Origin of the sequence: Frankia sp. KB5 (assembly GCF_002099325.1) — a bacterium.
Lineage (GTDB): Bacteria > Actinomycetota > Actinomycetes > Frankiales > Frankiaceae > Frankia > Frankia casuarinae.
Window position 1 is genome coordinate 21,306 of the sequence record NZ_MRUJ01000025.1, and the last position, 22,786, is coordinate 44,091.

Genomic DNA, 22,786 nt, shown 5'->3' on the forward strand with positions numbered 1-22,786 from the left:
CGGCAGATCCTCCACCCGTTGACGGTACGCCGACGCCGCCACCCGTGCAGCCGGGCCGGCGCTCGTCCGCTGCTGGCGTAGTCAGCCCGAGTAGGGCGACACCGAGACGATCTCGACCTTGGCCGAACGGCCGTTGGGCAGCGTGTAGGAGACGGTCTCGCCCGCCTTGTGCCCGCTCACCGCGCCGCCTAGCGGGGACGCCGGGGAGAAAACCTCGATGGGCGTGCTGTGGTCCTCACGCGAGCCGATGAGGAACTTCTCCGTCTCCCGTTCGCCGGAGAAGCGCACCTCGACGACGGTGCCGGGGCCGGCCTCGCCGGTCGCCGCGGGTGCCTCGCCGACCTGGGCGTCGCGCAGCAGGTCCGTGAGCTGGCGAATCCGGGCCTCCTGCTTGCCCTGCTCCTCCTTGGCCGCGTGGTAGCCGCCGTTTTCCTTGAGGTCGCCCTCCTCGCGGGCARCCTCAATTTTGGTCGCGATCTCCGTACGCCACGGGCCGGTCAGGTAGTCGAGCTCGGAGCGGAGCCGGTCGTATGCCTCCTGGGTGAGCCAAGTCTGCTGCGTCACGCGGGTCACGCTCCTCGGTGAACATCAAAAGGGTCATCATACCAAAATGAATCAAGGAATCCGATGTCGGGCTTGGTGGCTCTGGCGGCGTCTGGACCGCCCGGAAGCTCCGGACCGGCGGGTCAGCCCTTACGGGTGATCCGACAGCCCTTGCCTTCGACCTCGACCACGCATGCTTCACGCAGGGGTGGGAGGACGACGGAACCGGCCGTCGTCCATCGGCCCTCCGGACCGGGCCGACGACGATGTCGGTGCGCCGGTCGACGGCAGGCCTGCCGTCGAAGCATGCGCGGACGGTGCATTGTGCCACGGCGTTGGGTGACTTTTCCAGACCGAACGCGGGGCGGGCCCCGGCGGTTCCTCGGACGAGGTCGGATCACCCAGACCGGTGAGCCCGGAACAACGTCGAGGCATCAGGAAGGCCGAGGCATCAGCAACGTCGAGGCATCAGGAACAATGGGCCGCATGCCCGCGGTCCACGATCGGCATGGCCTGCGCCTGATGGCCATCCACGCCCACCCCGATGACGAGTCCAGCAAAGGCGCCGCCACCATGGCACGTTACGCCAGCGAGGGCGCCGACGTCCTCGTGGTCACGTGTACCGGGGGAGAGGAGGGCAGCATCCTCAACCCCGCGATGGACCAGCCGGGTGTCGCCGCCCGGATGGCGGAGATCCGCAGGCAGGAGATGGAGGCCGCCCGGCTCATCCTCGGGGTCCGCCAGGAGTGGCTCGGCTTCGTCGACTCCGGACTGCCTGAGGGCGATCCGCCGCCGCCTGTTCCGGACGGGCGGTTCGCCACCATCGCGCTCGGCGAGGCGGCCCGTCCGCTGGTCCGGTTGATCCGTCAGTTCCGGCCGCAGGTCATCACGACCTACGACGAGTCGGGCGGGTATCCGCATCCCGACCACATCATGACCCATCGGGTCAGTGTGGAGGCGTTCGAGGCGGCCGGTGATCCCGACCGTTATCCCGAGGCCGGCGTCGACGCCGGCCTCGAACCCTGGCAGCCGCTCAAGCTTTACTACCACCTCACCTTCCACAAGGAGCGCGTCCTCGCTCTCCACGAGGAGATGATGGCCCGCGGTCTGGAGTCCCCCTATGCCGAGCGGCTGGCCGAGTGGGTCGACCGCGCCGAGGACACCGGTCGGCTCACCACCCAGGTGGAGTGCGCGGACTGGTTCGAGACCCGCGACCGGGCACTGATCGCCMACGCCACCCAGGTCGACCCCACCGGATGGTGGTTCCGGATACCCCTGGAGGTGCAGCGGGACGCCTGGCCGACAGAGGACTACCAGCTGGCCCGTTCTCTTATCGAGGTCGGCATGCTGCCCGAAGACGATCTGTTCAACGGCGTGTGACTCTCCGGTAACCTGACCTTTCAGGTGGCATGTGACTTTTCGGATGGCATGTGACTTTTTGAACAGTATGTGATCTAGTCAACGGTGCGTGACCGCGGAGGCGGAGGACTCGTACGGCAGGGCGTAGGGTCGGAATCGGCGCCCGTCGTGGAGTGTCCCCGTGGCGGGCGGTGACAGCAGGTGTGGCGGACACCAGAGGACACCAGGTGTGAGGACGTGCCCGTGAACGAGGTCTTCGCCGCTTCCGTGCTGGTCGAGAGGAAGATCGACGCCGGAGCCGTCGGGCTCCTCGTCGTCCTGGCACTGATCGCGGCCTCCAGTGTGATCTTCTTCTTCCTCTCGAAGAGCCTGCGCCGGATGCGGTCGAACGTCGCCAGCGGCGAGTTCGCCGGCGTCGACCCTGATCCGAACGCGATGCGCCGGCTGGACGGTGGAGACGGGCCGGTTATCGACGGGGAGGTCGTCGAGGAGACCGCCGGCACCGCCGGCGCCGGTAGCACGGCGKGCCTGGCGGGTGGCGGCGAGCAGCTGGACCTGCCGACCCAGCCTGGACCCCCCGCGGGCTCCGCGGGGAGCGATCGGTAGGCGGCTGCCGCAGACCCCGGCTAGGCGGGGGAGACGGCGATATTCACGATCCGACCGGGCACGACGATGATCTTCTTGATCGTCCGACCATCGGTCTGCCGGGCGAACTCGGGATGCGCGGCGAGCAGATCGCGAACCGTCTGCTCCGCTGAACCGTCCGGAACCTCGATGGTGAACCGGACCTTCCCGTTCACCTGGACCGGGATCGTCCTGACCGACTCGGCGGCCAGCGCCGGATCCCCGATCGGGAAGGCGACCGTGCTGACCGACTCCTCGTGACCGAGGCGGGACCACAGTTCCTCGGCGATGTGCGGGGCCAGCGGGGCCGCCATCAGGGTGAGCGGCTCGGCGAGCGCGCGGGGGGTGGGGGATTTCCCGTAGCTCTTGCTGACGAAGTTGGTTAGTTCGATGAGCCGGGCGACCGCGGTGTTGAACCGCAGCCCCGCGTATTCGGCGGTGACCGTGAGAATCGTCCGGTGCAGGACGCGAAGAGCCTCGTCGTCCAACGGCTCGTCAACGACGGCGGCCGCCCCGGTGGTTTCGTCGAYGACGGTGCGCCACAGCCGCTGGAGGAACCGGTGCGAACCGACGATGTCGTCGGTGTGCCATGGCCGGTCGGCGTCGAGCGGGCCCATCGCCATCTCGTAGACGCGCAGCGTGTCGGCGCCGAACCTGTCGTACATCTCGTCCGGGCTGACGCTGTTCTTCAGGCTCTTGCCCATCTTGCCCGAGCGCCGGTTGACCGGGGCGCCCTGGAAGAGGAACCGGCCGTCGGGGGTCGCCGTCACCTCGGCCGCCGGGACGTACATGCCCCGGGCGTCGGTGAAGGCATCCGCCTGGATGTAGCCCTGGTTGAACAGCCGCTTGAACGGCTCCTTGGTGGAGACGTGGCCCAGGTCGTAGAGCACCTTGTGCCAGAACCGGGCGTAGAGCAGGTGCAGCACGGCGTGCTCGACACCGCCGACGTACAGATCGACGCCGCCGTCGCCGGGAACCGCGCCCGGCCTGGCCATCCAGTAGCGCTCGACGGTCGGGTCGACGAAGCGCTCGGTGTTGGTCGGGTCCAGGTAGCGCAGGTAGTACCAACACGAACCGGCCCACTGCGGCATGGTGTTCGTCTCGCGCCGGTACTGCTTCGGCCCGTCGCCGAGATCCAGGGTGACCGTCACCCAGTCGGCCACCCGGGCCAGGGGGGGCACCGGGTCGCTCGCGTCGTCCTCGGCCATCGCCGTGGGCCGGAAGTCGGTCATCTCCGGCAGCTCGATCGGCAGCAGCTCGTCGGGAACCGCGTGAGGCAGCCCGTCGACGTCGAAGACGACCGGGAACGGCTCGCCCCAGTACCGCTGGCGGGAGAACAGCCAGTCCCGCAGCCGGTACGACCGCGCCGACCTGCCGGCGCCGATCTCCTCCAGCCAGTGAACCGTGGCCTTGATCGCCTCGCTTTTCGACAGGCCGACCAGCACCGGGGCGCCGGCCGGACCGGGCCGATACTCGCCCGCACCGCTGAACGCCTCGGGCCACTGCGCTGATGGAGTCGCGGGCACTACCCCGTGCGCGGCGTACCAGTCCGCGTCCGGCTCCAGCACGGCGGGGATCGGCAGGTCGAACGCGCGGGCGAAGGAGAAGTCCCGGCTGTCGTGCGCCGGTACCGCCATGATTGCCCCGGTGCCGTAGCCCAGCAGTACATAGTCGGCCAGGAAGACCGGGATGACCCCGCCACCGACCGGGTTGCGCACGTACGAGCCGGTGAACACGCCGGTGCGGTCGATGACCTCCTCGCCGCGCTGCCGGTCGCTGCGGTGGGCCGCGAACTCCCGGTAGGCGTCGACGGCGGCTCGCGGGGTCCACGCCGGATCGGCGCCTGCCGCCGGCTCGGCGGTGCCCGCTGGTTCCGTGCCGCCGCCCGGCTGTCCCGCCGGGAAGCGCCAGCTCACCGGGGTGTCCGCCGGCCAGGTGTCGGCGATCAGCGCGTCGACCAGGGGATGTTCGGGCGCGAGTACCAGGAAGGTGGCCCCCGCCAGGGTGTCCGGGCGGGTGGTATAGACCTCGATACGCCGGGCGGTCGATGAGCCAGACGGATCGGACGCACCTGCCTCCTCGCCGGGGGCGACGACGGTGAACTCGACGCTGGCGCCCTCGCTCGGACTGATCCAGTTGCGCTGCATCTGCTTGATCGAGTCCGGCCAGTCGACCAGGTCGAGGTCGGAGATCAGCCGCTCGGCATAGGCGGTGATCCGCAGGATCCACTGCTTCAGCGGCCGGCGAAACACTGGGTAGTTCCCGATGTCGCTGCGGCCGTCGGCGGTGACCTCCTCGTTCGCCAGCACGGTGCCCAGCCCCGGGCACCAGTTGACCAGCTGTTCGGAGATGTAGGCCAGGCGGTGCGCGTTGACGACCTTCCGGCGGGACACCTCGTCGAGTTCGGTCCACGCCAGCCCGGCCGGGTTCGCCGCCCGGACCGCGTCAACCGACACGGCCGTGTTCCCCCCGGCGGGGCCGGCTACCGGCGCCCGGGTGCCCGCGGCGAACTCCTCGATCAGCTCGGCGATCGGCCGGGCCCGGCCGGCCTGCGGGTCGTACCAGCTGTTGAAGATCTGCTGGAAGATCCACTGCGTCCAGCGGTAGTAGCCCACGTCGGTCGTCGCGATCTCGCGGCGGGTGTCGTGGCCCAGCCCCAGCCGGGAGAGTTGGCGGCGCATGTTGGCGATGTTGGCGTTGGTGGTGTCGCGGGGATGCTGGCCCGTGTTGATGGCGTACTGCTCGGCGGGCAGGCCGAAGGAGTCGTATCCGAACGGATGCAGCACGTGCCGGCCGGACATCCGCAGATAGCGGGCGAACACGTCGGTGCCGATGTACCCCAGCGGGTGCCCGACGTGCAGCCCCGAGCCGCTCGGATAGGGGAACATGTCCATGATGTAGAACGGCTCCCGGCCGGCGACCTTCTCGAAGCCCGTCGAGAGCGGCCCGACCGGGTTCGGCGAGTTGAACGTGCCCTCGTCGGCCCACCGGCGCTGCCAGCGCCGCTCGATGTCGGCGGCGAGCCGGGCGTCGTACCGGAAGCTCGGCTCGACGCTCCCGGTCCCGGCGGGGGCGCCGCCCGCGGTGCCCGCGGCTGCCGGGATGATCCCGCCGGACGCACCGGTCGGTGCCACCGTGGTGTCCGCGGCGCCGGTCCGGGCGCCGGGCTCGGCCGTCTCACTCATCGCTCGTGCCATCCAAACTCGTTGGTACGTCGACCCTCTCACCGCTCTCGCGGCGGGAACGGCGGCCTGACGGACGGCGGTCGGGCGRGCGGACGGCGGGGATCGTGCGGTCCCACGAGCCTATCCGCCGGGTACGTCGGCGCGGCGGGCCGGTCGAGGAAGCGCGCCGATCACGTCGGCGCGGCGTGGAGATGAGGGCGGACTACCTGGGCGCGCCTTTGGTTGCATATCCAGAGGCCTACGGGGTTCCGCGGGCCTGGCGGACACGCAGATCATGAGGAGTTCGGGTGCCTAACAAGCTCGCGGAGCAGACGTCTCCGTACCTGCTGCAGCACGCGGACAACCCGGTCGACTGGTGGCCCTGGAGCCCGGCGGCCTTCGCCGAGGCGGCCCGGCGGGGGGTGCCGGTGCTGCTCTCGGTGGGCTACGCATCCTGCCACTGGTGCCATGTCATGGCGCACGAATCGTTCGAGGACGCCGCGACCGCCGAGTACATGAACGACCACTTCGTCAACATCAAGGTGGATCGGGAGGAGCGGCCCGACGTCGACTCCGTCTACATGGACGTCACCGTCGCCCTGACCGGGCACGGCGGCTGGCCGATGACGGTGTTCCTCACCCCTACCGCCGAGCCGTTCTTCGCCGGCACCTACTTCCCRCCGCGTCCCCGGCCCGGCATGGGGTCGTTCCGCCAGGTCCTGACGGCGGTCACCGAGGCCTGGCGGACCCGGCGGGACGAGATCGAGGAGTCGGGGGCGGACATCGCCCGCCGGCTCGCCGAGGCGGCGACGCGTGGTCCGGCGTCCGGTCTCGCAGCCGAGATCACCCCGGCTCTGCTCGACACCGCCGTGGCAGGGCTGTCGGCCCGCTTTGACGCCCGTCACGGTGGATTCGGCGGTGCGCCGAAGTTCCCGCCGTCCATGGTCGCCGAGATGCTGCTGCGGCACTCCGCCCGCACGGGGGACGCGCGCAGCCTGGAGATGGTCGCGGTGACCTGCGAACGGATGGCGCGTGGGGGCATCTACGACCAGCTCGCCGGGGGGTTCGCCCGGTACAGCGTCGATGCGACGTGGACGGTCCCGCACTTCGAGAAGATGCTCTACGACAACGCGCTGCTGCTGCGGGTCTACCTGCACCTGTGGCGGGCCACCGGGTCGGCACTGGCCAAACGGGTGGTCCGGGAGACGGCAGCCTTCCTGCTCGCGGATCTGCGCACCCCCCAGGGGGGGTTCGCCTCGGCGCTCGACGCGGATGCCGTTCCCGCGAGCGCTGCCCCGGCGGGAGCGCACCCCGAGGAGGGGGCCAGCTACGCTTGGACACCCGCCCAGTTCGTCGCCGTCCTCGGGCCGGAAGACGGGCGGTGGGCCGTCGGCGTCTTCGGCGTCACCGAGCAGGGCAGTTTCGAACGTGGTACGTCGGTGCTGCGCCTGCCGGCGGACCCGGACGATCCGGCGAGGTTCGCGGCGGTCCGCGCGGCCCTGGCCGCGGCACGGGCGACCCGGCCGCAGCCGGCTCGCGACGACAAGGTGGTGGCCGCCTGGAACGGCCTGGCCATCGCGGCGTTGGCCGAGGCTGGCGCGTTGTTCGACGAGCCGGACTGGGTGCGGGCCGCCGAACAGGCCGCCGTCCTGCTCCGGGACGTGCATCTCGTCGACGGACGCCTGCGCCGGACGAGCCGGGACGGGCGGGTTGGCGTGAACGCCGGGGTACTGGAGGACTACGGCGACGTCGCCGAGGGACTGCTCACCCTGCACCAGGTCACCGGCGATCCGGAGTGGCTCGCGCTCGCTGGGACGCTGCTGGACATCGTCCGTGATCGGTTCGCGGCCTCTGACGGGGGGTTCTTCGATACCGCGGACGACGCGGAGGTGCTGTTGCGCCGGCCGCGGGACGACTCGGACTCGGCGACCCCGTCGGGCCAGGCGGCTGTCGCCGGCGCCCTGGTCAGCTACGCGGCGTTGACCGGTTCCACCGAACACCGGTCGGCCGCCGAGACGACGGTGGCGCGCGTCGCTCCGTTGCTGGCCCGGGATGCCCGGTTCGCCGGTTGGGCCGGTGCGGTCGCCGAGGCGCTGCTGGCCGGGCCGGCCGAGGTCGCGGTCGTGGACAGCCCGGCGCTGGAACGGCTCGCCCGCCTCGGCACGGCGCCCGGTGCGGTCGTGGTGACCAGCGGACCGCTGACCGTCGGCCGGGAAACGGCTGGGGTGTACGTGTGCCGGGACTTCGTCTGTGAGCTGCCGGCCCGGACCGCAGCCGAGGTGCGCCGCCAACTCGGGGTGAAGGTGGCCAGCTGACCGTCCCCTCTTCTTTCACTGTTGATGCGGTAAGCATGTTGCACTGGTGATGCGGTAAGACTGGTGGTGCGGTAAGGCTGGTGGTGCGGTAAGCATGTAATTGTCACGAGGGGTTCTTCGGATCCGCTCTGGAGTGCCAGATCGGGCCTCCGGGCCCGGATCAGCCGGCAGGCSGGGCCCGCGCGCGGGTCCCGATCGGAGATCGAGGGGACACGTCATGTCCGGTCCGCGTGGACGGGGGTACGGCAGACCGGGGGAGCGGGCGGAGGTGGTTCCGGCGGACGACGCCGCAGCCTGGTTCGCCGAGCACATCCCGGCCGGGTGGTTCGCCGGGATGCCCACGGTGGTCGTGGACCGGGACGAGATCACGGTCATCGGGGTACTCGCGGCCGGCGGCGTCGCGCCCGGAGGAGGGCCGTCGGCGACGGGGGCCCGGATCCGGCGGTTCCGGGAGCAGACCCGTGAGGAACGGATCGCCATCGCCACGAAGGCCGAACATCGGTACAACCGCAAGGTGGCGTGGGGCGCGACCGTCGGTGACACCACCGAGCTGTTCACCGCGCTGTCCGTGCCGGTGATGACCCGGCTGCGCCAGCCGGAACGCCAGGTGCTCGACACCCTCGTCGACTCGGGGGTGGCGCGCAGCCGCAGCGAGGCCCTCGCCTGGTGCGTACGTCTGGTGGGCGAGAACGCCGACAGCTGGCTGCGCCAGCTCCGGGAGGCCATGGAACAGGTGGAGAAGATCCGCTCGGTGGGCCCTCGGCTGTAGCCGCCGGAGCCCCCGGTAGCCGCCGTGCGGGGGAAGGCTGTTAGTAGATGGCGAAGAGCAGCGCAATGTAGTGGCAGGTCGCGGCGACGAGGGTGAAGGCATGGAACACCTCGTGGTAGCCGAAGATCGTGGGTGCCGGGTCCGGTCGCCGGCAGGCGTAGACGACGGCGCCGAGGCTGTAGCAGACCCCCCCCACGAGCAGAAGTACCATCGAGGCGATCCCGGCCCGGTGGGCGAGCTCCGGGATCACGAAGACGGCTACCCAGCCGAGCGCGATGTAGAGCGGCACGGTCAGGTACCGCGGCGAGTGCAGCCACAGCATCCGGATGGCGACGCCGAGTCCCGCCCCTCCCCACACCACCGCCAGGACCACCCGAGCGGTCGTCGGCGGCATCGCGATCAGGGCGAAGGGGGTGTAAGTCCCGGCAATGAAAACAAAGATCATTGAGTGGTCGAGACGCTTCATGCGCGCCCGGGCACGTGATGTCGACCACATCGTCCGGTGATAGAGGGCGCTCGTTCCGAAGAGGGCCGCAATACTCAGGGCGTAAACCGCGATACCGAGCCGGGCACGCAGCGTGGTAGCCAGCGCCACCGCAATGACGCCTAGTGTCAGGCTGATCGGGAACGCGCCGGCATGTAGCCATCCCCGCATGYGCGGTCGCACCAGGTCACGCGGGTGCGAGGCGATGTCCGTCTGCGGAGGCCCGGCTGGCTGCTGTACGAGGGAAGCCACGCCGAGAACGATAACCCGAGGGTTGCCGCCGTCACGAAGCGGAGCTGGGCGGCAGCGGTCGGTCCGTATCGGTGCGTGATGGATCCGACGCTTCTGCGCACTCGCTATCGCGCGACTGCGGACGGAACGCGCGGTACAGTCTAATGATCCTGAACGTGGCCTCGAACTTCCCCTATATTGTGGGTTTTGTCTGAACGTCCACGAGTACGTTCGAGTTCTCAAGTGGGTACCTGCATATGGGAAGAGAGCGCGGCAGGTTCGACTCGACCGGAGGTGTGAGCTGTGACAACCGCGGCACAGGTTTCGGGGCTGGACGTGGCCCCCACGAGGCACGCCAGGCTGGTTGCCTGGGTGCGCGAGATTGCCGAACTCACTCAGCCGGATCGGGTTGAGTGGTGCGATGGATCAGAGGCGGAGTTYGATCGGCTGACCTCCCTTCTGATCGAGCAGGGGACCCTGGTCCRGCTGAATGACGAGAAACGTTCGAASAGCTTTTACGCCGCTTCGGACCCGGGCGACGTGGCCCGCGTGGAGGACCGCACCTACATCTGCTCCGAGCAGGCGGAGGACGCCGGTCCGACCAACAACTGGCTGGACCCTGCCGAGATGCGGGCCACGCTCCGGGGCCTGTTCGCGGGGTGCATGCGGGGTCGGACGATKTACGTCGTCCCGTTCTGCATGGGTCCGCTCGGCTCGCGCATCTCGGCCCTCGGTGTCGAAATCACCGACTCGCCTTACGTCGTCATCTCCATGCGGACGATGACCCGGATGGGAACGCCCGCCCTCGAGCAGCTTGGAACGGACGGTTTCTTTGTCCCGGCCGTCCATTCCCTGGGCGCTCCGCTGGAACCCGGCCAGGCCGATGTTCCGTGGCCGTGCAATACGACGAAGTACATTACCCATTTCCCGGAAACCCGGGAGATCTGGTCCTACGGATCGGGTTACGGCGGAAAYGCACTGCTCGGCAAGAAGTGCTATGCGCTGCGTATTGCGTCCGTCATGGCCCGCGACGAGGGCTGGCTCGCCGAGCACATGCTCATCCTCAAACTGACGTCTCCCRCCGGCAAGGTCCACTACATTGCCGCCGCATTTCCGTCGGCCTGTGGAAAGACCAATCYGGCGATGCTCATCCCAACCCTGCCGGGCTGGCAGGCGGAGACTGTCGGTGACGACATCGCCTGGATGCGCTTCGGTGAGGACGGCCGGCTGTACGCGRTCAACCCGGAGGCCGGGTTCTTCGGGGTCGCCCCGGGGACCGGCGAGCAGACCAACCCCAACGCGGTCAGGACCCTCTGGGGCAACGCCATCTACACCAACGTGGCCAGGACCAATGACGGTGACGTCTGGTGGGAGGGGYTGACCAAGCAGCCGCCGGCGCACCTCATCGACTGGAAGGGCCGCGACTGGACCCCCGAGTCCAGCGAGCCCGCCGCACATCCCAACSCCCGCTTCACCGTCCCGGCGGGCCAGTGCCCGACGATCGCCCCGGAGTGGGAGGATCCGCGCGGCGTGCCGATCTCGGCGATCCTGTTCGGCGGGCGCCGGGCGACCGCGGTGYCGCTGGTCACCGAGGCTCCCGACTGGCGGCGCGGGGTGTTCTTCGGCTCGATCGTCGCCTCCGAGACGACGGCGGCCCAGGCCGGAGYGATCGGCAAGCTGCGCCGGGACCCCTTCGCGATGCTGCCGTTCTGCGGCTACAACATGGCCGACTACTTCGCCCACTGGCTCGAGGTCGGGCAGAAGGCCGACCAGACGAAGCTCCCGCGGGTCTACTACGTGAACTGGTTCCGCAAGAGCCCGGAGGGCAGGTTCCTGTGGCCGGGATTCGGCGACAACAGCCGTGTCCTCGCCTGGATCGTCGGTCGCCTGGAGGGCACGGCAGCCGGGGTGGAGACGCCGCTCGGCGTCCTGCCGACGAAGGACGCCCTACCCGTTGACGGCCTCGACATCGCCGAGGAGGACCTCGAGACCCTGCTCACGGTGGACGTCGAGGTGTGGAAACAGGAGGCCCAGCTGATCCCCGAGCACTACCAGACGTTCGGGGAACGGCTTCCGGCCGCCCTGTGGACCGAGCACGAGGCGCTTGTCGAGCGGCTGAACAGCGCAGACTGAGCGGCTGACGCACCCAACCGCGAGCTCCGTCCGGGGAGCGCACCGCCGGCACGGCACTTCGTGGCAGCGCCTCACAAGGCAACCGTGGCAGCGCAGGGCATCCGTGGCACCACTTCGTGTGATACCCCCGAGCGGGTCGGCCGAAGGCCGAGCCGCTCGGCGGGCTCCCGGCCCGGCCCGTGGCGACCGGTCGGCAGGGTTCGGCCCTCCTTCGCCGGCCCGGCGGCCGGCCCGGCGCCGGACTCGTTCGTAACTCCGCGTCGCGTCCGTTGTTCCGCCGTCGGCGGGCCGCGTTCCTACCGAGTGTCGCGGTACGGCTCACCTGAGCGGAGCACCATCCGATAATGACCACCCCGCGGATCCCGCATGTTCGCCGGGGATCAATCCCTTCTCCGGGTGAATTTCCGGGAATTCCCCAGCCGGTTGGCTGAATTTCCTCCGACCCGCCCGACGGTGCCAGTCGGCGCCCTCTTTCGGGCCCGGTTTGGTTCGATCCGATCTCGATGACATGTCGAGACAACGAGTGTCCGATCATCGGCCCGCGGTGTTCCATGGCCCGCGGTGTTCCATGGTGTTCCGTCGCGTTTCCCCCGTGGGCGCGCCTCATGCCGTCACCTCTCGGTCGTCGCGTTTCGGGTGACCCCTCACCGGCCATCACGCTTCGGCCTGTCACGTTCTGGCCTGTCGCGTTTCGGCCCACCGTGTCTCTGGCCGGCACGCCCGCGGTCATCCGGCTCTCGTCGGTCGCCGGGCTCATGGATCCGGTGGCGACCTGCGGCCGGTCGGTGCCTGTTGCCCCGGTCGGTCGGTGACTGTTGCCCCGGTCGGTGCCCGTCGCCGGAGTCGGCGCAGGKCCCGGGGCTTCCAAACCGAGCAGGAAGCGGTGACCTGGCTTCCTCGGGCGGACGCTCGTGGTCCGGCCTCCGACGGCGCCGCGCGCGGCGGCTGATGCTCCGCGTCATGATCCGGACGCAATGTGACCGATCGGGGTGCGACGGGAACTCCGGGGTGCGAGACGTTTCCAGTTCTTAACGTAACGTGTTGTCGGAAGTGGGTCGCCATCATCGAGGGCTGCGGTTACCGTGGGAGCGCTAGCGTCTCAAGCCGTGGTCCGGCATGGTGCCGGACCTCTCGGGAGGCCCCTCGGTGCCGCAAGCGCGACTACACCAGGAGGCCGGTGCCCGGCCCCTGCAGGGGCCGGTCCCGGACTACCTCCGAGTAAGCGGGTGGGCGTGTGYCACGAACGCATGTCGTCGACACAAGCGTGCTGCTTTCTGATCCTGGCGCGCTGCTGCGGTTCGCGGAGCACAATGTCGTGCTCCCCCTCGTTGTCATAGGGGAGCTGGAAGGCAAAAGGAACCATCCGGAACTGGGCTGGTTCGCCCGGGAGGCACTACGCATCCTGGACGATCTGCGCATCCGGCATGGTCGCCTTGATCAACCGCTCCCGCTGGACAACGGCGGGACGCTACGGGTGGAACTCAATCACACCGATGCGGCGGTGCTTCCACCGGGGTTCCGGGTCGACACGAACGACTCGCGGATCCTGTGCGTCGCGATGAACCTCGCCCGCGAGGGCGCCGACGTCGTACTGGTCACGAAGGATCTCCCGCTGCGGGTCAAGGMGTCGGTGCTGGGGCTGCCCGCCGAGGAGTACCAGGCGCTGTCCCCRGTGGACACCGGCTTCTCGGGGATGGCCGAGCTCACCGTCACCCAGGAGGACCTCGACCGGCTCTACTCCCGCGAGTACACCGAGATCCTGGAGGCCGCCGACCTGCCCTGCCACACCGGCCTGGTCCTCACCACCACCGGGGGGAGTGCCTCCGCGCTCGGCCGGGTGACCGCCGACAAGCAGGTCCGGCTCGTCCGCGGCGACCGCGACGCGTTCGGCCTGCACGGTCGCTCCGCCGAGCAGYGGGTCGCCCTCGACCTCCTGCTCGATCCGGATGTCGGGATCGTCTCCCTCGGCGGTCGAGCCGGCACCGGTAAGTCGGCGCTTGCCCTGTGCGCCGGGCTCGAAGCTGTGATGGAGCGCCGGGCGCACCGCCGGGTGGTGGTTTTCCGCCCGCTGTACGCTGTCGGTGGCCAGGAGCTCGGGTATCTCCCGGGCAGCGAGAACGAGAAGATGGCGCCCTGGGCCCAGGCGGTGTTCGACACTCTCGGTGCGCTCGTCTCCCCCGAGGTCATCGAGGAGATCGTGGATCGCGGGATGCTGGAGGTGCTGCCGCTCACGCACATCCGTGGCCGGTCCCTGCACGACGCGTTCGTGATCGTCGACGAGGCTCAGTCCCTGGAGCGCGGGGTGCTGCTGACCGTGCTGTCCAGACTCGGGCAGGGGTCGCGGGTGGTGCTCACGCACGACGTGRCACAGCGCGACAACCTGCGGGTCGGCCGGCACGACGGGGTCGCCTCGGTGATCGAGACCCTGAAGGGCCACCCGTTGTTCGCGCACGTCACGCTCACCCGTTCCGAGCGATCGCCGATTGCGGCCCTGGTCACGACGATGCTGGAGGATCTCGTTCTCTGAGCGATCTTGTTCTCTGGCGGCGTGCTCCCCGATCGTCCGGCGAACGTTCGATGAACCTCCGGAGAACCTCCGGAGAACATTCGGAGAGCAGCTGGAGGGCGTCCGAGGGTCCCGGGCCGCGGGAACGTGTGGCCGCGGTGCGCGGTTGTGCGAGGAGACAACCACCGGAGGTGGCTTCCCATGTTCTTCGGTCGTCACAAGACGACACTGCCCACGCCCGAGCAGGCCCTTCCCGGCCGGGATCGGCCGGTGTTCGCGGGCGACGTCCCGCACACCGTGCTGGGGACCCCGCTCGCCGGCCCGTTCCCGGCGGGTCTGGAGACCGCCGTGTTCGGCCTCGGCTGCTTCTGGGGGGCCGAGCGCGCGTTCTGGAAGGTTCCCGGGGTGTACACCACCGCCGTCGGCTACGCCGGAGGGCACACCCCGCACCCCACTTACGAGGAGGTGTGTTCCGGGCTGACCGGGCACACCGAGGTCGTCCTCGTGGTGTACGACCCCGCGAAGGTCGGCTATGAGGAGCTGCTGCGCGTGTTCTGGGAAGGGCACGACCCGACCCAGGGCATGCGGCAGGGCAATGACACGGGCACCCAGTACCGTTCGGCGATCTACACCACCACTGCCGGGCAGGCCGCCGCGGCGGCTGCCAGCCGCGAGGCGTTCCAGCAGGTGCTGACCGCCGCGGGCCTCGGGGCGATCACCACCGAGATCGCCCCGGCTGGTCCGTTCTACTATGCGGAGGAATACCACCAGCAGTACCTCTCCGACGCCAAGAACCCCGGCGGCTACTGCGGCCTGGGTGGCACGGGCCTGTCAATATGTGGCCCATGGTCAGAGCGGGAATCTACGTCAGAGCCGGCCAGGACCGAACAGGCGCAGGGCTAGCAGTCTCACGTCAGGAGGCGGGCTGCCGCCCCCTCTGCGACCGTAAGGGCTGGGCGGTCGAGGACGTCTACTACGGACAAGGATGTCGGTGCCCATTCCGGACGGCCACGCCCGGAGTGGGACCGGCTCGTTGACGACATCAAAGCAGGCCGCCTCCAGGCGATCGTCTGCTGGCACATCGACCGGCTGACCCGCCAGCCCCGCGAAGTTGCGGGACGACGCCGGGCCGCACTTCGGGTTCGGCTGGCACGCCRTTGGTCCGGAGCCGGGGTGGCGAAGCTGGTCGAGATGCTCGACTTGGGCGCCGAACGCATCCCCGGACAGGATCGCGTCGAGCGGCGCGGAGTGGACGTTCCCCGCCGATGAGCTGGACCACGCCGACACCGAGGCCGGCGGCGTCGTTGATCACCGCACGCCAGTCGGCGGTGCTCAACGTCCCGTGGTCCCCGAGCGGGGACGAGTCCGCGTAGCAGTGGACGCAGGCTGACACCGGCCAGTGATCTCCAACGCGACAAAGTCGAGCGCGGGCATGGTTGTGGGCGGCATGACATCTCCTCGGGTATATCCAGATGTCTCACGGTCAGATGTCTCACGGTCAGACCGGCGGCGCCCACGGGGTGCGGCCGGTGCCGACACACCACGGGCAGCACGAGATCAACTTTTTCGGGTGGCCGAGGACCGTGGCGTGGACGGTGACCCGGACCCCATGCCCGTTGCAGCCCAGACAGATCTGGGCCTGGATTGTCACCGGTCGAGGCCGTCGACCGCACGGGACCGGATCGCGGCGAGGATCTGATCCCAGATCGTGGCGGGCAGGCGGATCTCCCGGAGGCCCAGATAGCCGTAGCGCAGGTCAACGTGACCGTCCACATGGCGGACCAGGCCGCCGGCGACCGCCCCCTGTGTCCATTCGGCGGTCAGCGTGGCAAACGTGTCCACGCGGGCCTCCTGAACAAGGCCGGACCAGATGACGTTGGGCAGCCGGAGTTCGTGGACCTCACCGGCATACCGGTATTGCACGACGACGTCCGCGCCGTTCCGGGCGAACTGGGCCGCGGGGGCGCAGGCCGCCCGGCGCCAGTCCAACGGTGTGCCCGCCGGGGTGCCGGGGTCGGTTCGCCCGCCCATGCGTCTGTCTCCTCGCGTGTGATGGAACCTCCCCGCCCGCGAGCCGGCACCCCGGGGACGGAGCCGGGGGCGTGGGGACCTCGCGGGTGGGGAGGGATGGAGGGGCCGCCGGCATCGTTGGCGGCGGCCCCGGTCTCAGGGGCCGCCGACGTGGCGAAGCGGCACGACCCGGTAGCCGGCGATCCCGGCCAGGGTGCGGGCGTGTTCGTCGGCGAGCCGGGCCGTGGGCCAGCCGGTCAGGGTTTCGACCGGACGGCCATCGGCGTCGAGCACCAAGATCGATTAGTTCGTCGGCGTCCCGTCCCGCACGGGAATCCAGTTCGCTGCGGGCCGGCGGGTCGGCAGGGCCCGGGAGGGGGCACGCGACAGGTTGTGCCCCCTCCCGGTATAGATGGCCGCCCGCTGCCCGCCCGGCGATCCGCCGCCGATGGTCGGCGATCCGGCGCGGGGGCGGCCACCTTCGGCGGCAGCGGCCAACACCCCGCGCGGAGAGCCCGTCAGCGTCACGAATCCTCCCTGTCCTCCGAGTGTCGGCCGGCTGACCTGCCGGTACGGATATGACACACTCCGCACCAGACCAGAGACAGCCTGCAATGCAGGCACCACCATGCAATGCGCATTCGTACAGCCCGTGCCGCCGGTTGGAGGGGAGACACCGTGCACACTGGACCAGGACCGGAGCCGAGACCCGCTCTCAACCAGCTCATAGCCCACATCGCCGACCTGAAGCGGCGGCGAAACGCGACCTGGTCAGACCTGGAGCGGAAAACCGKCGTGCCCCGCCAGGCGTTCTCAGCCGCCGCACGGGGGCGTCAGCCCGGGGGTCGCGTGTGGGCGATCCCATCCGAGGCGACGATCGTCGCGCTCGACCGGGGATTCCGTGCAGGTGGGGGCCTGTTCACGGCCTGGGTCCAGGCCCGCCGCGAGGACGAGGAGATCCGTCTCGCCCGAATGGCGACCCGGGAGTTTCCCGGGTTGGGTGGACTGCCACCGATGCCGGGGCGGACAGTGGACGCAACACGGGAGGTGAGACCAACGGACAGGCGACAGCTCTTTGAGGGCATGGGCGGACTCACCGCCGCAGCGGTACTTGCAGCCACGTCCGACGTGCGCGACCAGCTCGACGGCGCTCGTCCAAAATCATTTACGGTCACCGAGCTGGAGTTGCAGCTCGCTGACCTGCAACGAGACCTATGGTCCGTCGCGCCCGCAGTGCTGTTTCCGCCCGCGTTCGAGGCGTGGCAGCAGGCCGAGGAGATGCTCAACCGCCGCGTGCTCCTCCCCGCCGCACGCCGGCTCACACTCATCGCGGGAAATTTCTCTTCACGGCTGGCAACCATCAGCCGGTTCGGGGGGGACGACCGGCTAGGCCGGCGGTTCGCCGACATCGCGCAGGAGCACGCGACGGCGGCCGGCGACCCGCTGTTGACCGCGAGCCTCGCGCAGCTCCAGTCATGGATCGCGATGGACGCCGGCCACTGGACCGTCGCCGCTGACCACGCCGCCCGGGGCCGACAAGCCGGCGATCCTTCCGCGCACGCCCGCCTCGCCGCGTACGAAGCCGCCGCCGCTGCCGAAGCTGGCGATTATGTCCGGGCATCTGAAGCCGTCTCTGTGATGCGTTCCGGCATGTCCGCCGCGCTCAAAGGACCGCAGGTGTGGGGCGATGCAGAGGAAGATCTTTATCTTGCTATGGCAGCAGCGGCCACCCCGGGCGCGAGTCAAAAGGCGATTCACCACGGCACCCGGAGCGCCGAGGAGTTCCGCCCAGGCCATGACAATCAGGGCATCGGCCTGGCACGCATCGCCGTGGCCAGGGGTCATCTCGCAGGGGACCATCCGGCACCCGATGCGGCGGCGGTGTCGGGCATTGCCGCGCTCGACGCGGTAGCAGACTCCCCGAACGCGGTGGTGGAGCAGCGGGCGCGGGCTCTGCACCGTCAGCTCTCCCCATGGCCGTCGGAGCCGCTGGTGCAGGAGCTCGGCAGYCGGGTCGCCGCCGTCTGACCGGGCCTGATGGTTACACATCCGGCACGTTTGCTACCTGCCTGCACATGCCGGGCTACCCTCCCGGATACACCGACAGCGACAGCGGGACAGGAGATCGTGATGGGCTGGGGACGTAGCAAGGATGTGGACAAGCGCGGCAACACGGGCGGTGGGTCATCCACCGGTCGCAGCGGGCAGAAGCGCGGCGGCTCCGGTCACACCGGAGACCCTGCGGACGCCGTTGATCAGGGCGTCCTGACCTGCCCGAAATGTCTCGGGTCGGGGAGCGTCGGYAACCCGGCCGCTGAGCGGCACGAGGGCGAGGATTTCGATGGCGCCAGCATGATCCGGTGCCCGCGATGCGGCGGCTCTGGGAAGGTCCAGAAAAAGTGAGTGCAGGGGAAAGCTGCGGCGAGGAGGGGCCTACGGGCCCCGAACCCGAGGTGCACGCACTCTTCCCGTCCTGCGGTGAGTGCCGGAGAGCACGGGCGCAGCATCTACGCCGCTCCGCGCGCGGCGCGCAGGCGCGCGACGGGATGCCGAGCCTGACTCTCCAGCCGCCGGTGACGCGCTGTACGCATATCCCGGACGTGTGGGCGCCGGGATTCGGCCCGGGGTCGGAGCCGCCGGAGGGCTCCGGGTGGGAGACGCGGCCGGAGGGCCCGGTCTGACCCCCCGCCTGGTTCAGCCAGATTGTCCCCGGTGGGCGGATGGTCCTGCCGTTGCGYTGGCGCGGCCAGACCCGGGGTGTCGCGTTCGTCAAAGGCGGCGACAACGTGCTGCGCTCGGACGCGGTGTTCCTCCGCGGCTTCGTCCCGATGATTGGTCAGGACGTCGAACGCGTCGCCGCGCTCCACGAAAACCCGCTCGTCCAGATCCACTACGACGTCGACCAGGACATCGACCCGGACCACCTCACCGGCGTCTTCGCCACCCCCGGGTCGCCGCCTGGTCGGGCACGGCCATCGGGCCGCAGGACCCGATCGACGGGATCTGGCTGCGCGCCACTGCCACCGACCCGGCCGTCTGCCGGATCAACGCCAGCCGTGGCGCGGTCGAGGCCGATCTGTGCGTCCCGCTGATCCCGAACCTGAGCCCCGCGCTGGTCGCCGGCTCCTCGCTTGCCTACCTCGCCAAGCGCCGCCTCGACGGCCCCGATCCGGTATACGAGATCGGCGCCCACGGCCACGGGGCTGACGGCCAGGCCCTCGCTGACCGCCGACGCCGAGGTCCCGCCGACCGCGATCGTCAAGAAGGACTGCGCGATCACCGTCGCCTTCTGACAGCCGAGGGTGCCACGTGGCCGTACTTGCCCGAGCGCGGCCACGCGCGGCCCCGGCCGGACCCGCGTGGAGACGAGCGCCGATGACACTGCACGACGCGGACCGGCTCGGGCGCGCCGCCGCCACCGCTGCCAGGCTCGCCAACTCGCTGGCGACCCCGCCCCCGACCGGGTTGCGTGGCCAGTCGCTCGCCGCTGGCGCCGCCGGCATCGCCGCGGTCCTCCATGGCCTCGCTACGCGGGCAATCGCGGCCGGCCGGGTGTGCTCAGCCGGTGGGAACGATCTGCGCCGGGGCCCCGATCTGGGCGACGATCATGGTCCAGCGCCCGTCACCGGCGTTGAGAGCGTCGGTCGTGCGCTGCAGCAGCACCGGCGGGGGGACGGGCGTGCCGTCGAACAGGTTCCCGCACGCCGTGACCGCCTGGGCGTAGGCGCCGGCGCCTTCGGTCCAGTTCCTGCTCACGCTCTCGACGGGCGGGAGGCCCAGCGGTCCGATGCGGTCGACGGCCCGCCCCAGGTCGGCGCAGGCCGGTTTCAGCGACATGCCGTCCGCCGCCTGAATGTCGGCCCGTACCGCGTTGACCGCCCGCACGACCTCCGAACGGACCTGGGCGGTGGTGGCGTACCAGGACGTGAGCCGGGCCTTGACGTCGGTAGTGGGCGGTGCCGCCGCACCGGCCCCGCCACCGGCCCCGCCACCGGACCCGACGACGAGGAACACCACGACCACCGCCGCGACCCCGGCCACGGAAAGAACCGCCAGCCCGCGTCGACGTTCCTCCCTGGTCAGTTCCTCCCAGGTGCGGTAGTCGCTCCGGCGCCGGCTCACGGATCCCCCAGATAGCCAGATAGCAAGAAGTCAGCGACAAAGCAGACGCACAGCTCAATCCTGACGTTGCGTCGGGAGCGACTCCCGGCCGCGCCGGTGACGCGACGCCCGGCGTCCCACCTACCCGATTCAACCCCCCCGCGGCGCCGAGGCGCCGCGGGGGCACCGAAGAGGCCCCGCGGGGGCACCACAAAGGGGCACACCGCGAGGGGCACCACCAAAGGGGCGCCACCAAACGGGCTCCGGGGCTCTGCGGCGGTTATCCCGACCACCGCCGTAGCGATACGCCGGACCGGCGGTATGCGCGGCGGTAGATGCGGCCGCGCGACCGAGAGCACGGGCAGCGGACAAAGTACCGGCCTACGACATCATCCGAACGTCGGCGCGGGAAAATGCACCGTCTTCTACTCCCTCCCAAGGGGATCCCCACGCGGGAACTTCGATTTTCGTCACACACCTCTGCGTTCCGCTCCCGGCCGGCTCGGCGATGTACTCACGGATGTACGAACGGGCCGCGCCCGGCCGTTGCCGGCGGAGGATCCTGGACCGACCCAGGTCGACCTCCGGCGTTTCGATGCGCAAAGCCGCGCGAAAGCGCCAAGATATCCCGGGTTCTTTACCACCCCGCGGCTCGGTGGATACCGGTGAGGGACGTTCGCGAAGGGGCACAGATGGACTACGTGATGGACTTGTCGGAGTCGGAGTGGGGGACACCCGCACCGGACCGGACGGGCAGCTGGGCGATCGTCGTTCTGGAGCAGGGGACCCGGCAGGTGCAGGGAGTCATCGGCCCGTTCCGGTCGCCCGGCCATGCGCAGGCCTACGCCTGCGACGGGGGATTCGCCGACTGGCTCATCGTCCCATCCCTGTATCTGATGTCGCCCACCGAACCGGAGATCGCCGCCATCGCGGTGCTGTGAGAAGGGATCACCCGAACCCGGTGAGCTGAGGTGAGGTGACCGAACCCGCCGGATCGTTCGGGCCGGGTGGTCCCCATCATGGTGCCGAGTGGGGACCACCCGGCAGACGGCATCGAGCGCAGGCGGGGAGAATCGGGGGTCATGGCGGAACATCTGATCGAGAACTATCTCATCGACATGGACGGTGTTCTGGTCCATGAGGAACATCCCATTCCGGGCGCGGATGCCTTTCTGGCCGGGATCGGCGAGGCGGGCCTGGGTTTTCTCGTGTTGACCAACAACTCGATCTACACGGCCCGCGACCTGTCCGCCCGGCTGGCTGGCGCGGGACTCACGATCCCGCCGGAGCGGATCTGGACCTCGGCCCTCGCCACCGCGCTCTTCCTACATACCCAACGCCCCCAGGGATCGGCGTACGTCGTCGGCGAAGTGGGCCTGACCACGGCGCTGCACGACATCGGCTACGTCCTCAGCGACCGGTCACCCGATTACGTCGTCCTCGGGGAAACCCGGACCTACAGCTTCGAAGCAATCACCAAAGCGGTACGGCTGGTGCGCGACGGCGCACGCTTCATCGCGACGAATCCCGATCCCACCGGTCCCTCGGTGGAGGGTCTCCTGCCCGCCACCGGGGCGGTCGCGGCGATGATCACCCGGGCGACCGGCGTCACACCCTACTTTGTCGGCAAGCCGAACCCGTTGATGATGCGCAGTGCGCTGAACACGCTGTCCGCGCACAGCGAGACCACCGTGGTGATCGGCGACCGGATGGACACCGACGTCGTCGCCGGCCTGGAGGCCGGAATGGACACCGTGCTGGTGCTGTCGGGCATCACGTCCATCACCGACGTCGACCGGTTCCCCTACCGGCCGACCGCCATCGTCGACAGCATCGCCCAGTTGCCCGTCGGTCGGGATGTGCGGACGCTCGACAGCATGCCGACGGCCGCCGTCCGCCCGGCGCCAGCCGGGGCTCCCGATCGCACCGGGGCGCACGGTCGGAGCCCGGGACCGGTGCACACCTCGGGGTCCACCACACGTGGGTGAGGGGCCACCGCGGAATCAGGGAACCCCGGACGGGATCAGGAGCCGCCCTGCGAACGGCGGAACAGGGTCGCGGTCGGCGCGGCGGCGGTCAGGGTCACCTTCGTCGGCGTGAACAGGAACGACTGCTGGGGCAGGCCGTCCGGACCCAGCAGGAACGCCCGCTCGATCGAGTCGACCTGGATGCGCGCACCGGTGTCGGCACCCGCACCGACGACCCGGGTCGCCTGGATGGACGCGATGTCCTCCGCGACCGTCCCGGGTGGGAGTTCGACGGCCGTGGCGGCCGGCGCGTCCCGTTCGATGGACCAGGCAGGGTAGGTCTTGTTCGACCGGTAGGTCTCGGGGTTGCCGGCGAGCCGCACCCCGACCGACAGCCCGACCCAGGCGTCGGCGGTGTTCGGCGTGCCGACCGTGTTCTTCCGGACGATCAGGTACAGGTAGTTACGCGGGTCGCTGATCCGGGTGCGCGGGTCCGGGACCGGGGCGTCGGCGACCTTGCCCTCCCGGGCGACCTCCTGGGACATCACCCAGTAGGTCCACGGGTTGCGGTCCATCTCCC

At 69.9% G+C, this 22,786-nt stretch carries 18 protein-coding genes and 2 pseudogenes; 11 read left to right on the top strand and 9 right to left on the bottom strand.

The genetic code is table 11. From position 1 onward, the window contains the following. Nucleotides 1–81 precede the first annotated feature (81 nt). Nucleotides 82–564 (bottom strand): transcription elongation factor GreA, encoded by a 483-nt coding sequence (gene greA / locus KBI5_RS03175; protein ID WP_085014276.1) that lies wholly within the window; start codon nucleotides 562–564, stop codon nucleotides 82–84. Between the two features lie 456 nt (nucleotides 565–1,020). Here greA and mca point away from each other — a divergent pair, with 456 nt between their 5' ends. Beyond that, nucleotides 1,021–1,923 carry a mycothiol conjugate amidase Mca gene (gene mca, locus KBI5_RS03180; RefSeq protein WP_085014264.1) on the top strand — a complete coding sequence of 301 codons (903 nt, stop codon included), beginning with the start codon at nucleotides 1,021–1,023 and terminating at the stop codon, nucleotides 1,921–1,923. Nucleotides 1,924–2,145: 222 nt separating this feature from the next. Beyond that, nucleotides 2,146–2,508 (top strand): hypothetical protein, encoded by a 363-nt coding sequence (locus KBI5_RS03185; RefSeq protein ID WP_198537477.1) that lies wholly within the window; start codon nucleotides 2,146–2,148, stop codon nucleotides 2,506–2,508. A 20-nt stretch (nucleotides 2,509–2,528) separates the two neighbouring features. Here KBI5_RS03185 and KBI5_RS03190 read toward each other — a convergent pair whose 3' ends face one another. Then, on the bottom strand, nucleotides 2,529–5,723 hold the full coding sequence (locus KBI5_RS03190; protein ID WP_116289833.1) for a class I tRNA ligase family protein: 3,195 nt from the start codon (nucleotides 5,721–5,723) through the stop codon (nucleotides 2,529–2,531). Nucleotides 5,724–5,998: 275 nt separating this feature from the next. Between KBI5_RS03190 and KBI5_RS03195 the strand changes: the two genes are divergently transcribed. Further along, entirely contained in the window at nucleotides 5,999–8,005 is a 2,007-nt protein-coding gene (locus KBI5_RS03195) for a thioredoxin domain-containing protein (protein ID WP_085014266.1), read from the top strand. A gap of 217 nt (nucleotides 8,006–8,222) precedes the next feature. Then, entirely contained in the window at nucleotides 8,223–8,774 is a 552-nt protein-coding gene (locus tag KBI5_RS03200) for a hypothetical protein (protein WP_011438273.1), read from the top strand. 40 nt (nucleotides 8,775–8,814) lie between these two features. Here the strand turns inward: KBI5_RS03200 and KBI5_RS03205 are convergent, their stop codons facing one another. Then, nucleotides 8,815–9,429: a hemolysin III family protein gene (locus KBI5_RS03205; RefSeq protein WP_070130709.1), complete on the bottom strand. Its 615-nt coding sequence runs from the start codon at nucleotides 9,427–9,429 to the stop codon at nucleotides 8,815–8,817. Nucleotides 9,430–9,792: 363 nt separating this feature from the next. Here KBI5_RS03205 and KBI5_RS03210 point away from each other — a divergent pair, with 363 nt between their 5' ends. The 4 genes and pseudogenes from KBI5_RS03210 to KBI5_RS28590 all read left to right on the top strand — a co-directional run. After that, complete coding sequence (locus KBI5_RS03210) at nucleotides 9,793–11,622, top strand: phosphoenolpyruvate carboxykinase (GTP) (protein WP_085014267.1); 1,830 nt, start codon at nucleotides 9,793–9,795, stop codon at nucleotides 11,620–11,622. Between the two features lie 1,234 nt (nucleotides 11,623–12,856). Beyond that, nucleotides 12,857–14,149 (top strand): PhoH family protein, encoded by a 1,293-nt coding sequence (locus KBI5_RS03215; protein ID WP_085014268.1) that lies wholly within the window; start codon nucleotides 12,857–12,859, stop codon nucleotides 14,147–14,149. Nucleotides 14,150–14,329: 180 nt separating this feature from the next. Next, nucleotides 14,330–15,031 (top strand): peptide-methionine (S)-S-oxide reductase MsrA, encoded by a 702-nt coding sequence (gene msrA / locus KBI5_RS03220; protein WP_011438269.1) that lies wholly within the window; start codon nucleotides 14,330–14,332, stop codon nucleotides 15,029–15,031. A 126-nt stretch (nucleotides 15,032–15,157) separates the two neighbouring features. Next, nucleotides 15,158–15,397 (top strand): annotated as a pseudogene (locus KBI5_RS28590) (hypothetical protein); the annotation flags it as partial. A gap of 378 nt (nucleotides 15,398–15,775) precedes the next feature. On the opposite strand, the gene KBI5_RS03235 reads toward KBI5_RS28590, so the two are convergent. The 3 genes from KBI5_RS03235 to KBI5_RS25795 form a co-directional block, all read right to left on the bottom strand. Continuing rightward, entirely contained in the window at nucleotides 15,776–16,159 is a 384-nt protein-coding gene (locus KBI5_RS03235) for a hypothetical protein (RefSeq protein ID WP_085014269.1), read from the bottom strand. 135 nt (nucleotides 16,160–16,294) lie between these two features. Further along, nucleotides 16,295–16,432: a hypothetical protein gene (locus tag KBI5_RS26070; RefSeq protein ID WP_157902420.1), complete on the bottom strand. Its 138-nt coding sequence runs from the start codon at nucleotides 16,430–16,432 to the stop codon at nucleotides 16,295–16,297. A gap of 9 nt (nucleotides 16,433–16,441) precedes the next feature. Then, a complete protein-coding gene (locus tag KBI5_RS25795; protein WP_133056953.1) occupies nucleotides 16,442–16,666 on the bottom strand; it encodes a hypothetical protein in 225 nt (74 codons plus the stop codon). A 321-nt stretch (nucleotides 16,667–16,987) separates the two neighbouring features. Here KBI5_RS25795 and KBI5_RS03240 point away from each other — a divergent pair, with 321 nt between their 5' ends. After that, nucleotides 16,988–18,166, top strand: coding sequence for a hypothetical protein (locus KBI5_RS03240; protein ID WP_241882633.1), 1,179 nt, complete (start codon nucleotides 16,988–16,990; stop codon nucleotides 18,164–18,166). An 862-nt stretch (nucleotides 18,167–19,028) separates the two neighbouring features. On the opposite strand, the gene KBI5_RS26815 is transcribed toward KBI5_RS03240, so the two are convergent. Together KBI5_RS26815 and KBI5_RS03260 are read right to left on the bottom strand one after the other, a co-directional pair. Beyond that, nucleotides 19,029–19,418, bottom strand: a complete 390-nt coding sequence (locus KBI5_RS26815) for a hypothetical protein (RefSeq protein WP_133056954.1) — start codon at nucleotides 19,416–19,418, stop codon at nucleotides 19,029–19,031. Nucleotides 19,419–19,696: 278 nt separating this feature from the next. Next, entirely contained in the window at nucleotides 19,697–20,260 is a 564-nt protein-coding gene (locus KBI5_RS03260) for a hypothetical protein (protein ID WP_023840089.1), read from the bottom strand. A 644-nt stretch (nucleotides 20,261–20,904) separates the two neighbouring features. Here KBI5_RS03260 and KBI5_RS03265 point away from each other — a divergent pair. Both KBI5_RS03265 and KBI5_RS03270 read left to right on the top strand, forming a co-directional pair. Continuing rightward, entirely contained in the window at nucleotides 20,905–21,180 is a 276-nt protein-coding gene (locus tag KBI5_RS03265) for a hypothetical protein (protein ID WP_131728894.1), read from the top strand. A 141-nt stretch (nucleotides 21,181–21,321) separates the two neighbouring features. Further along, entirely contained in the window at nucleotides 21,322–22,227 is a 906-nt protein-coding gene (locus KBI5_RS03270; RefSeq protein ID WP_085014274.1) for an HAD-IIA family hydrolase, read from the top strand. Between the two features lie 35 nt (nucleotides 22,228–22,262). Here the strand turns inward: KBI5_RS03270 and KBI5_RS03275 are convergent. Then, nucleotides 22,263–22,786, bottom strand: a pseudogene (locus KBI5_RS03275) (hypothetical protein); the annotation flags it as partial.

Excerpts from the sequence above, each read along its gene's own strand:
- KBI5_RS03200 (WP_011438273.1), top strand. The coding sequence starts at position 8,223 with ATGTCCGGTCCGCGTGGACGGGGGTACGGCAGACCGGGGGAGCGGGCG.
- KBI5_RS03205 (WP_070130709.1), bottom strand. The coding sequence starts at position 9,429 with ATGCGGGGATGGCTACATGCCGGCGCGTTCCCGATCAGCCTGACACTA.
- msrA (WP_011438269.1), top strand. The coding sequence starts at position 14,330 with ATGTTCTTCGGTCGTCACAAGACGACACTGCCCACGCCCGAGCAGGCC.
- KBI5_RS03235 (WP_085014269.1), bottom strand. The coding sequence starts at position 16,159 with ATGGGCGGGCGAACCGACCCCGGCACCCCGGCGGGCACACCGTTGGAC.
- KBI5_RS03270 (WP_085014274.1), top strand. The coding sequence starts at position 21,322 with ATGGCGGAACATCTGATCGAGAACTATCTCATCGACATGGACGGTGTT.